Raw genomic sequence first — 10,340 nt, 5'->3', positions numbered from 1 at the left:
TACCAGCCTCTGCCGAGGCTCCTGGCAATCCGGCTCGGGCGCGTGCCGACCAGGGCCGCCGTCAAGTCCTTGAGCGCCCGCGTCGCCGCCCCGCGCGCCGCCGCCAGCGACCGGCGCGGCCGGTCCCCCGGCTCAGCCAGCCGCTCGCCCGCGCTCACGAGACGCTCCACGGCGCGCAGGATCTTCGGGTTGCTCTCGGTCAACGCACAGATGTCGGACAGGGCGCTGCGCACGGCGTGCATCGTCTCGCGCGCCGTCACCCCTTTGGCCGACCCGACTTCGGACAAGTCGTCGATGCCATGCCCGATGCGGTGGAGCAATGCTCGAAGGGGCGTCGGCACCTCGTCCAGGATCGCAGCCGCGCCGAGATCCGGGTAGCTCTGCCTGCCGCCGACATCCGAACCGAGCATGACGATTTCTCTAGTCGCGTTGACCTTGAAAGCCCGACCTTGTCAGCATGCCAATTCTGTGGAAAATGCGCAACCTCTCGCATCGACCGACAGAACATAATAGAAATAGGGACCCGCCTGACTGTGAGTACGCACAATGCCGGCCGAGCCGATAAGACGTGCAGTTGTGTTCGGTCGCATCGATATCTCACCCGGCGCAATGTCGCCCCGCTGCTGCATTACCTGACGACGCTTCCCGATCGGCGAAGCGGCCCAGGGCGTCGATCATGATTATTTTCGACGAGAATGTTTGAGAATAGATTCCAATTCTGTAGTCGATCACATTGAGATTCCGGCTCTTTCACGAGAAAAATACAACCAAGAATTGTCATAGCGGTGAAACTTCTTGTTCTGCCGGATCGAACGATGTCCCTGCGCTCCGTCTTTGGTACCCACTCCGCCAGTGCCGACGACCAGATCATGTCGGTTCTTCGCGCTATTCGCCGTCACCTGGCCATGGATGTCGGCTTCGTCTCCGAATTCGTGGCGGGCAACCGGGTGTTCCGCTTCGTGGATGCAGGCGAGAATGCCTCGACGACGCCCATTCCGGTCGCGGTCGGACGCCATGACCCGCTCGAGCGGAGCTTCTGCTCCTTCGTCGCGCAGGGCCTGATGCCCGAGATGATGCACGATGCATCGGAGCATCCGGTCGCCGCGCGGATGCCGCTCACCCCCGACCTGCCGATCGGAGCGCATCTGAGCGTTCCGCTGCGCCATGGGGACGGCGAGGCCTACGGCTCGGTGTGCTGTTTCAGCTTCACGCCGGACCGGAGCCTCACGACGCGCGACCTCGGCATCCTGCGCCTGTGCGCGGACGTGGTGGATTCGATCCTGTGGAAGGACCACGACGCGGCGTGCGAGCGGGAGGCGACGCACCGGCGCATCGCCGAGACGATCGCGGCCGAGGCCGTCGAGATGGTGTTCCAGCCGATCTACCGCACGGCGGATGCCGGCCTGGCCGCCTTCGAGGCCCTGGCGCGCTTCGCACCGATCCCCGGCAAGGGCCCCGACGCCTGGTTCGCGGAGGCGGCCGAGGCGGGCCTCGGGATCGAGCTCGAATTCCTCGCCCTGCGCAAGGCCCTGCGCGCCCTCCCGGCCCTGCCCGCCGAGGTGACGCTGTCGGTCAACCTGTCGCCGGCCGCCCTGGCCTCGCCGCGTCTCGCCGAGGCCCTGGCGGGCGCACCGTTCGACCGGGTGGTGATCGAGCTGACGGAGCACGCGGCGGTGGCCTCCTACGAGGCGTTGCGCGACGCGCTGGGACCGTTCCGGAGCCGCGGCCTCGGCCTCGGCCTTGCCATCGACGATGTCGGAGCGGGCCACGCGACGCTCCGGCACGTCCTGGATCTGGCCCCCGACTTCATCAAGCTCGACATGAGCCTGATCCGCCACATCGACGCGCATTCCGGCCGCCGGGCCCTGACCGAGGCGCTGACGGGATATGGCCGGCGCATCGGCTGCGAGATCGTCGCCGAGGGGGTGGAGACCGAAGCCGAATACGCGGCGCTCCAGGGCATCGGCGTGACGCGGGTCCAGGGCTTCCTGACCGGCCGGCCGCTGCCGCTCGCCGCGGCCGCGATCCTGCCGCTCTCCGCCTGCCGTTCTCCGGCCCCGTCCCGCCGGAGCGGCGATCCGCTTCCGGCCGACCGGCCGCCCTAGCCCAGACCCCGCTCCCTCAGCGCCCCGCCGATCTCGTCGAGCACCGCCGGGTCCTCGATGGTCGGCGGCATCGCCCAGGTCTCGCCGTCGGCGATCTTCTTCATCGTGCCGCGCAGGATCTTGCCCGAGCGGGTCTTCGGCAGGCGCCCGACCGTGAGCGCGAGGCGGAAGGCGGCGACCGGGCCGATGCGCTCGCGCACGAGAGCCACCAGCTCGCGCTCGATGACGTCCGGCGGCTGCGCGACGCCGGCCTTCAGCACCACGAAGCCGCAGGGCGCCTCACCCTTCAGCGCGTCCTTGATGCCGATCACCGCGCATTCGGCCACGGCGGGGTGGGAGGCCAGCACCTCCTCCATGCCGCCGGTCGAGAGGCGGTGGCCGGCGACGTTGATGATGTCGTCGGTGCGGCCCATCACGGAGACGTAGCCGTCGGCATCGAGGAAGCCGGCATCCGAGGTGTTGTAGTAGCCCGGATAGGTCGTCAGGTAGCTCTCGCGGAAGCGCCCGTCCTGCTGCCAGAGCGTCGGCAGGGCGCCGGGGGGCAGCGGCAGCCTGATGGCGATCGTCCCCATCGTGTCGGGGGGCAGCGGCTTGCCGGCCTCGTCGAGCACCTGCACGTCCCAGCCCGGCATCGGCACGGTCGGGCTGCCGTGCTTGACCGGCAGCGCGCCGAGCCCGACCGGGTTGGCGGCGATCGGCCAGCCGGTCTCGGTCTGCCACCAATGGTCGATGACCGGCACGCCGAGGATCCGCTCGGCCCAGGCGACGGTATCCGGGTCGGCCCGCTCGCCCGCGAGGAAGAGCGTGCGAAAGCGCGAGAGGTCGTGGCCCTGCATCGCCTGCGCCTCCGGATCCTCCTTCTTCACCGCCCGGAGCGCGGTGGGGGCGGTGAAGAGCGCCACGGCCCCGGTCTCGGCGATCACCCGCCAGAACGCGCCCGCATCGGGCGTGCCGACCGGCTTGCCCTCGTAGAGCACCGTGGTGCAGCCGTGGAGGAGCGGGCCGTAGACGATGTAGGAATGGCCCACCACCCAGCCGACATCGGAGGCGCACCAATAGGTCTCGCCGGGAGCGACGCCGTAGAGGTTCGGCATCGACCAGGCGAGCGCCACGAGGTAGCCGCCGGTGTCGCGCACCACGCCCTTCGGCTTGCCGGTGGTGCCCGAGGTGTAGAGGACGTAGAGCGGGTCGGTGGCGGCGACGGGCACGCAAGGCGCGCTGCGGCCGGCCGCCTTCGCGGCGGTCACGGCCTCGCTCCAGTCACGGTCGCGCCCCTCGACCATCCCGGCGGGTCCTTGCGGCCGCTGCAGGATCAGGCAGGCATCCGGCTTGTGGGACGAGAGCCGGCAGGCCTCGTCGAGGAGCGGCTTGTAGGCGACGACCCGGGCCGGCTCGATGCCGCAGGAGGCGGCGAGCACCACCTTCGGGGCAGCGTCCTCGATGCGGGCGGCGAGCTCGCGGGCGGCGAACCCGCCGAACACCACCGAGTGCACGGCGCCGATGCGGGCGCAGGCGAGCATGCCGAACAGCGCCTCGGGCACCATCGGCATGTACAGAACCACACGGTCGCCGCGCGCGACGCCGAGATCCTGCAGCACGGCGGCGAGCGCCGCGACCTCACCCAGAAGCTCGGCATAGGTGATCCGCCGCTTCGTCCCGGTGACGGGGGAATCGTACAGGATCGCCGCCTGGTCGCCCCTTCCGGCCGCCACGTGGCGGTCGACGGCGTTGTGGCAGGCATTGACCTCGGCCCCGACGAACCAGCGGCCATAGGCGCCCTCCTCGGGGGCGAAGACGCGGGTGGCGGGTCTCACCCAGTCGATCGCCGCGGCGGCCTCGCCCCAGAAACCTTCCGGGTCGCGCTGCCAGGCGGCGTAGGTCTCCGGGTAGCGGCTCGGGCTCGCCATGGCGTCTCCTCCGGTGCCGTCCGTCTCGAGGGGCGGCCTGCCCTTCCAGATAGGATAGGCCCGGGCCCGGCCGGAAGTCGAACTTTCGTAAGGATCCAGGGCGGATTGATCGCCCGGCCCCGGCGGGTAGTCTGGTGCGACAGGCAGCAGGACGACCCATGACCGGCGCGACGATCTACGACCACGGCCTCGACCGGAACCCGGCCAACCACCAGCCGCTCACGCCCCTCACCTTCCTGGAGCGGGCGGCCACGGTCTTCCCGGACCACACGGCGGTGATCCACGGCGGCTTGCGGCGCAGCTACCGCGACCTCTACGCCCGCTGCCGGCGCCTCGCCTCCGCGCTGAAGGCCCGCGGGATCGGGCGGGGCGACACGGTGGCGGTGATGCTCGCCAATACCCCGGCGATGATCGAGTGCCATTACGGGGTGCCGATGGCCGGCGCGGTGCTCAACACCCTCAACACCCGGCTCGACGCCGCCATCATCGCGTTCTGCCTCGACCACGGTGAGGCCAAGGTGGTGATCACCGACCGGGAATTCGCCCGCATCATGGGGCCGGCCTTGGACCAGGCCGGGGTCACGCCGCTGGTGATCGACTACGATGACCCGGACTATGACGGCCCGGGCGAGCGCCTCGGCAGCATCGAGTACGAGGACCTTCTCAGCCAGGGCGACCCCGCCTGCGCCTGGGCGATGCCGGGCGACGAGTGGGACGCCATCACGCTCAACTACACCTCCGGCACCACCGGCGACCCGAAGGGCGTGGTCTACCATCACCGCGGCGCGTCGCTGCTCGCCGTCGGCAACGTGGTGGCGGGCAATCTCGGCCGGCATCCGGTCTATCTCTGGACCCTGCCGATGTTCCACTGCAACGGCTGGTGCTTCCCCTGGACCCTCTCGGTGGTGGCCGGCACCCATGTCTGCCTGCGGCAGGTGCGGGCCAAAGCCATGTACGACGCCATCGCGGATCACGGCGTGACGCATCTGTGCGGCGCGCCGATCGTGATGTCGCTCCTCCTCAACGCGCCGGAGGCCGAGCGGCGGGCGCTGCCGCGCCGGGTCTCCTTCCTCACCGCGGCGGCCCCCCCGCCGGAAGCCGTGCTCGCCGGCATGGCGGAGGCCGGGTTCGACGTCACCCACGTCTACGGCCTGACCGAGACCTACGGCCCGGCGGTGGTGAACGAGTGGCATGCCGACTGGGATGCCCTCGGCAAGGCCGAGCAGGCGGCCCGCAAGGCGCGCCAGGGCGTGCGCTACCCGCCGCTCGAGGCGCTGGACGTGCTCGACCCCGAGACGATGCAGCCGGTGCCCGCCGACGGCGAGACCCTGGGCGAGGTGATGTTCCGCGGCAACGTGGTGATGCGCGGCTACCTCAAGAACCCGAAAGCCACCGAGGCCGCCTTCCGGGGCGGCTGGTTCCATTCGGGCGACCTCGGGGTGAAGCACCCGGACGGCTACATCCAGCTCAAGGACCGCTCGAAGGACATCATCATCTCGGGCGGCGAGAACATCTCGTCGATCGAGGTCGAGGAGGCCCTGTTCAAGCATCCGGCGGTGGCGGCGGCGGCGGTGGTGGCGAAGCCCGACGAGAAATGGGGCGAGACGCCCTGCGCCTTCGTCGAGCTGAAAGGCTCCGAGATGGTCTCGGCCGAGGAGTTGATCGGCTGGTGCCGCCAATCGCTGGCCGGCTTCAAGGTGCCCCGGCACGTGGTCTTTACGGAACTGCCGAAGACGTCGACCGGCAAGGTGCAGAAATTCGTGCTGCGCGAGATGGCGAAGGCGCTCTGAACCTTCGCTCGATCCGTCGTCCCTGAGGCGATCGGAGACCGCTGCGATCCCGGACTGAGGTCCTCTTCGAGGTCCGTCGGTCCGGGAGCGATCCGGCGCGCTCCGAGGCGGGCAAGGCGCGCGCCTTCCGGGCGGGATCGCGGCGGGGATGGGGATCAGATCGGGGAGAGGATATCCGGCGGCGGCGCGGATCATCCTCGGATCGGTGGCCCGGTGCGCTCCCGCAGGAGCGGGCCTCGTCGTTCCGTCGCCCGGGTCTTTCCAATCGGAAGCCGCCGCGTCGAACGCCGGCGCGGCGGCAATAAGGGATTTTTCTGGGCTAGTGCATCACGCGGGTGGATGTCGTCCGCAGACGACTGATCTCATCCTTCAGGTGAAGCTTGCGTCGCTTGAGCTCTACAATTCGCAAGTCGTCGGTGGAGAGGTGGGTGATTGCGTCCTGGATCTCGCGCTCCAACGCTTCGTGCTTACGCTCGAGTTCGGAGAGATGCGTGTTCAGCGACATCAGCCATAGCCTCCTGTCATGTAGGTGACACGGGCAACCTGCCACAGCCCGCAGCCGATGTCGAAGGCATTTGTTGCTGCACCTGCGTCATGCGCCGCGCCGCCGCAGCGCCAGAGGGGCTGCACAACCCCGCCGGCGCCCTTGCCGGAGGCCGGGCCCTGGTTCATGCTTCGCCGCATATCTCCAGGGCTGGGGCGGCGATGGCGTTCGAGTTGAGTGCGGAATCGGCAGCGGAGTACGAGAGCGAGCTGGCGCAGCTCCGGGAGGAGCATCGCGACCTCGACGACGCGATCGAGGCCCTGTCCGGGGTCATGGCCGGCGACCGCCTGCAGCTCCAGCGCCTCAAGAAGCGCAAGCTGGCGCTTCGCGACCGGATCACCTTCCTGGAGGACCAGCTCACCCCGGACATCATCGCCTGACGGGCCGGGCCTTGGCATTTGCGCACTGCTTGCACGAATGCCAATGCGCCGCTACTGCGACAGGACCGGCTGCGGCCCGCTCGCGGCTCGCAGCGCTTTCTAGAGGATGCGCTTGACGATGGCGGCATCGCCCCCCGTCGCGGTGATCATGGGCAGCCAGTCTGACTGGGCCACGATGCGCCACGCCGCCGAAACCCTCGACGCGCTCGGAATCGCCTACGAGGCCCGCATCGTCTCGGCCCACCGCACTCCGGACCGCCTGGTCGCCTTCGCCAAGGGCGCCAAGGCCGCGGGCATCCGGGTGGTGATCGCCGGGGCCGGCGGTGCCGCCCACCTGCCCGGCATGGCGGCCGCGATGACGCCGCTGCCGGTCTTCGGCGTGCCGGTCGAATCGAAGGCGCTCTCGGGCCAGGACAGCCTCCTGTCGATCGTGCAGATGCCGGCCGGCATCCCGGTCGGGACGCTCGCCATCGGCCGGGCCGGCGCCGTCAACGCCGCCCTCCTCGCCGCCGCCGTCCTCGCCCTGACCGACGAGCCCCTGGCCGAGCGGCTCGACGCCTGGCGCGCCCGCCAGAGCGCCGCCGTGGCCGAGCACCCGGATACGAGCGCCCCGTGAGCACGCCCCTCCCTCTCGCGCCCGGCGCGACCATCGGAATCATCGGCGGCGGCCAGCTCGGCCGCATGATCGCGGTCGCGGCGGCGCAGTACGGGCTCAAGGCCCATATCTACTGCCCCGATCCCGACAGCCCGGCCTTCGAGGTGGCGGGCCGGCGCACGGTCGCTCCCTACGACGACGCGGCGGCGCTCCAGGCCTTCGCCGAGTCCGTCGACGTGGTGACCTACGAGTTCGAGAACATCCCGCACGCCACCGCCGCGCTCCTGGCCTCGCGCCGGCCGCTGCATCCGAGCGCCTCGGCGCTGGCGACCACGCAGGACCGGCTGACCGAGAAGTCGTTCGTCGCCGGCCTCGGCATTCCGGTGGCGCCGTTCCGCGCCGTGGACGATGCCGCCGGCCTCGCCGAGGCTGTGCGTGAGATCGGCCTGCCGGCAGTGCTGAAGACCCGGCGCTTCGGCTATGACGGCAAGGGGCAGGTGATGCTGCGCGACGCCGTCGCCGACCCTGCCGCCGTGATGGCGTCCTTGCGCGACCAGCCCTGCATCCTGGAGGGCTTCGTGCCGTTCGAGGCCGAGGTGTCGGTGGTCGCCGCCCGTAACGCGGAGGGCGGCTTCTCGGCATACAGCCCCTGCGCCAACGAGCACCGCCACCACATCCTCGCCCGCACCGTCGTGCCGGCCCCCGGCATGGCGCCGGAGACCGCCGCCGAGGCGGTCGCGATCGCCCGCAGGATCGCCGATGCGCTCGGCTATGTCGGCGTTCTCGCCGTCGAGATGTTCCTGGTCCGCGGGCGGGACGGCCGCGCCGGCGTGGTGGTCAACGAGATCGCGCCACGGGTCCACAATTCCGGCCACTGGACCATCGAGGGCGCCGAGACCTCGCAATTCGCCCAGCACGTCCGGGCGATCTGCGGCTGGCCCCTCGGCAGCCCGGCCCTCACCGGCACCTCGGCCGAGATGCTGAACCTCGTCGGCGGCGAGGCCGACGACTGGTCGCGGATCCTCGCCGAGCCGGGCAGCCACCTCCACCTCTACGGCAAGGGCGAGGCGCGCCCCGGCCGCAAGATGGGCCACGTCACCCGGGTCACGACCGCGGCCTGAGGCCTCGGCGGGTGCGGCCGTTCGGCCACACCCGCATCCTCCCCTGCCCTTGCGGCGCCCGGAGGCCACACCTTCGCCACATCGGCCCGCACAAGCGTCGAGGGCGCATCGCCTTTAAGCCGGCGTTCACCCCGATCCGGAATGCTCGTCCGGCACCGGGACCGCGGCTGAAGCGGGGTGCGCGGGCGAATGGCGATGGTGCGCGGCGCGACGAGGATGCGCCGCCCCGGGGGAGCGGGCGATGAACAACGTGATCGGCTTGGGCCGTGTGACACCGGCGGCCCGGGTGCTGGGGGCGACCGTGCTGACCGCGCTGGCGCTCGCCGGCTGCGACACCGTCAGCCGGGCCACCGCGACGCGGCAATTCGCGGTGGTCGAGGCCGACAAGTCCGGCGCGACCGAGGTGAACATCGCCTCGCTGACCGACGTGATCCAGCGCAACCCGAGCGACGCGGCGGCCTACAACACCCGCGGCGCGGCCTATGCCCGCGCGGGCAACTTCGATTCGGCCATCGCCGACTTCACCAAGGCGATCCAGCTCGACCCGAACTCGGCCTCGGCCTACGGCAACCGGGCCCTGGCCTATCGCCAGTCGGGCCGCAACGACGCGGCGCTCCAGGACTTCACCAAGGCGATCAACTCCGACCCGAACTACACCGCGGCCTATATCGGCCGGGCGAACCTGCAACGGGCGCAAGGGAATTTCGAGGCCGCCTACAGCGACCTCAGCCAGGCGATTCGCCTGACGCCGGAATCGGCGGAAGCCTATCATGCCCGCGGCCTGGTGCGGCAGGCGCAAGGGCAGCACCGCTCCGCGATCGGCGACTTCGATGCCGCCATCGACCGCAACCCGTTCGTGGCCGCCCCCTACGCCGCACGCGGCCAGAGCCTGATCGCCACCAACCAGTACGACAAGGCGATCGAGGACTACAACGCGGCCCTCAACGTCAACAACAAGGACGCGGATTCCTGGGCCTACCGGGGCCTCGCCTACGAGAAGTCCAACCGCCGCCAGGAGGCGACGGAGAGCTATCAGCGCGCCATCGCCATCGACCAGGGCAACTCGGTCGCCAAGCAGGGCTTGGGCCGGATGCAGGGTGGCGTGGCGTCGTTGTTCCGGTAGGACGCCCCCGCGGTGTGATGGATGACAGGGGCCTCCGGCGATGCGCCGGGGGCCTTTTCCTTTGGGAATACACGCGCCTGAACTCCCCCCTCTGCCGGGGAGGGTTCAGTGCCGCGGCTCGCGAGAGATCAGAGCGCCTTCCGGTACTGAATGAACCCCGGCCGGTCCGCCAGGGTGTCGTACAAGGCCCGCGCCGTGACGTTGGCCTCCTGGGTCAGCCAGTAGACCCGGCTCGCCCCGGCCTCCCGGGCGGCGGCGTAGACCGCCTCAATCAGCGCCCGCCCGGCCCCCTGCCCGCGCGCGGCCTGCGCGGTGAACAGGTCCTGGAGGTAGCAATAGGGCCCGGCGGTCCAGGTCGAGCGGTGGAAGATGTAGTGGACGAGGCCGATCACGGCGCCGCCCTGCTCGGCCACGAGGGCGTGCATCGGCTCGGCGGGATCGTGCAGGCGGGGGCCCGGGGGGGGGCGGGCCTCCGGGGGGGACCGGGGGGCCGGGGAAGGGGGGGGGGCCCCCCCGAGGGGGGGCCCCGGGGGGCGGGGGGCGGGGGGGGGGGGGGGGGGGGGGGGGGGGGGGGGGGGGGGGGGGGGGGGGGGGGGGGGGGGGGGGGGGGGGGGGGGGGGGGGGGGGGGGGGGGGGGGGGGGGGGGGGGGGGGGGGGGGGGGGGGGGGGGGGGGGGGGGGGGGGGGGGGGGGGGGGGGGGGGGGGGGGGGGGGGGGGGGGGGGGGGGGGGGGGGGGGGGGGGGGGGGGGGGCCACCCCCGCAGGGGTGGGGTGCC

The 10,340-nt window shown here is 71.3% G+C and carries 10 protein-coding genes and 1 pseudogene; 6 read left to right on the top strand and 5 right to left on the bottom strand.

Translation table 11 applies throughout. From position 1 onward, the window contains the following. Positions 1 to 410, bottom strand: a 410-nt coding sequence (locus VQ03_RS31185; RefSeq protein ID WP_053078760.1) for a hypothetical protein, incomplete at its 3' end; no start/stop codon positions are given. A 405-nt stretch (positions 411 to 815) separates the two neighbouring features. On the opposite strand from VQ03_RS31185, the gene VQ03_RS27480 reads away from it, so the two are divergent. Next, the gene (locus VQ03_RS27480; protein WP_083468252.1) at positions 816 to 2,105 is read left to right on the top strand and encodes a sensor domain-containing phosphodiesterase; all 1,290 of its coding nucleotides are present in this window, start codon (positions 816 to 818) and stop codon (positions 2,103 to 2,105) included. On the opposite strand, the gene VQ03_RS27475 is transcribed toward VQ03_RS27480, so the two are convergent. Beyond that, positions 2,102 to 4,012 (bottom strand): propionyl-CoA synthetase, encoded by a 1,911-nt coding sequence (locus tag VQ03_RS27475; RefSeq protein WP_048454100.1) that lies wholly within the window; start codon positions 4,010 to 4,012, stop codon positions 2,102 to 2,104. The two genes, VQ03_RS27480 and VQ03_RS27475, sit on opposite strands and share 4 nt — an antisense overlap. A 158-nt stretch (positions 4,013 to 4,170) precedes the next feature. On the opposite strand from VQ03_RS27475, the gene VQ03_RS27470 reads away from it, so the two are divergent. Next, positions 4,171 to 5,802 (top strand): acyl-CoA synthetase, encoded by a 1,632-nt coding sequence (locus VQ03_RS27470; RefSeq protein ID WP_048454099.1) that lies wholly within the window; start codon positions 4,171 to 4,173, stop codon positions 5,800 to 5,802. A 319-nt stretch (positions 5,803 to 6,121) separates the two neighbouring features. On the opposite strand, the gene VQ03_RS27465 is transcribed toward VQ03_RS27470, so the two are convergent. Both VQ03_RS27465 and VQ03_RS33450 read right to left on the bottom strand, forming a co-directional pair. Continuing rightward, entirely contained in the window at positions 6,122 to 6,307 is a 186-nt protein-coding gene (locus VQ03_RS27465; protein WP_048454098.1) for a YdcH family protein, read from the bottom strand. Further along, positions 6,307 to 6,474 (bottom strand): hypothetical protein, encoded by a 168-nt coding sequence (locus tag VQ03_RS33450; RefSeq protein ID WP_157064291.1) that lies wholly within the window; start codon positions 6,472 to 6,474, stop codon positions 6,307 to 6,309. Before VQ03_RS33450 ends, VQ03_RS27465 begins: the two co-directional genes overlap by 1 nt. Positions 6,475 to 6,507: 33 nt before the next feature. Here VQ03_RS33450 and VQ03_RS27460 point away from each other — a divergent pair, with 33 nt between their 5' ends. The 4 genes from VQ03_RS27460 (at position 6,508) to VQ03_RS27445 (ending at position 9,565) form a co-directional block, all read left to right on the top strand. Continuing rightward, on the top strand, positions 6,508 to 6,726 hold the full coding sequence (locus VQ03_RS27460) for a YdcH family protein (protein WP_048454097.1): 219 nt from the start codon (positions 6,508 to 6,510) through the stop codon (positions 6,724 to 6,726). A gap of 118 nt (positions 6,727 to 6,844) precedes the next feature. Continuing rightward, entirely contained in the window at positions 6,845 to 7,342 is a 498-nt protein-coding gene (purE, locus tag VQ03_RS27455; protein WP_048454096.1) for a 5-(carboxyamino)imidazole ribonucleotide mutase, read from the top strand. Beyond that, on the top strand, positions 7,339 to 8,442 hold the full coding sequence (locus VQ03_RS27450; protein ID WP_048454095.1) for a 5-(carboxyamino)imidazole ribonucleotide synthase: 1,104 nt from the start codon (positions 7,339 to 7,341) through the stop codon (positions 8,440 to 8,442). The genes purE and VQ03_RS27450 overlap by 4 nt, the downstream gene beginning before the upstream one ends. Before the next feature lie 241 nt (positions 8,443 to 8,683). Next, positions 8,684 to 9,565, top strand: a complete 882-nt coding sequence (locus VQ03_RS27445; RefSeq protein ID WP_048454094.1) for a tetratricopeptide repeat protein — start codon at positions 8,684 to 8,686, stop codon at positions 9,563 to 9,565. Between the two features lie 128 nt (positions 9,566 to 9,693). On the opposite strand, the pseudogene VQ03_RS35355 reads toward VQ03_RS27445, so the two are convergent. Next, positions 9,694 to 10,044: pseudogene (locus tag VQ03_RS35355) on the bottom strand (N-acetyltransferase family protein); the annotation flags it as partial. Positions 10,045 to 10,340 lie beyond the last annotated feature (296 nt).

Origin of the sequence: Methylobacterium tarhaniae (assembly GCF_001043955.1) — a bacterium.
Classification (GTDB): Bacteria; Pseudomonadota; Alphaproteobacteria; order Rhizobiales; family Beijerinckiaceae; genus Methylobacterium; species Methylobacterium tarhaniae.
This window is presented reverse-complemented; position numbering and strand designations above follow the sequence as displayed.

Coding starts and splice junctions, on each gene's coding strand:
- VQ03_RS33450 (WP_157064291.1), bottom strand. CDS start 6,474: ATGAACCAGGGCCCGGCCTCCGGCAAGGGCGCCGGCGGGGTTGTGCAG.
- VQ03_RS27445 (WP_048454094.1), top strand. CDS start 8,684: ATGAACAACGTGATCGGCTTGGGCCGTGTGACACCGGCGGCCCGGGTG.
- VQ03_RS27460 (WP_048454097.1), top strand. CDS start 6,508: ATGGCGTTCGAGTTGAGTGCGGAATCGGCAGCGGAGTACGAGAGCGAG.
- VQ03_RS27480 (WP_083468252.1), top strand. CDS start 816: ATGTCCCTGCGCTCCGTCTTTGGTACCCACTCCGCCAGTGCCGACGAC.
- VQ03_RS27465 (WP_048454098.1), bottom strand. CDS start 6,307: ATGTCGCTGAACACGCATCTCTCCGAACTCGAGCGTAAGCACGAAGCG.
- VQ03_RS27470 (WP_048454099.1), top strand. CDS start 4,171: ATGACCGGCGCGACGATCTACGACCACGGCCTCGACCGGAACCCGGCC.
- VQ03_RS27475 (WP_048454100.1), bottom strand. CDS start 4,012: ATGGCGAGCCCGAGCCGCTACCCGGAGACCTACGCCGCCTGGCAGCGC.
- purE (WP_048454096.1), top strand. CDS start 6,845: ATGGCGGCATCGCCCCCCGTCGCGGTGATCATGGGCAGCCAGTCTGAC.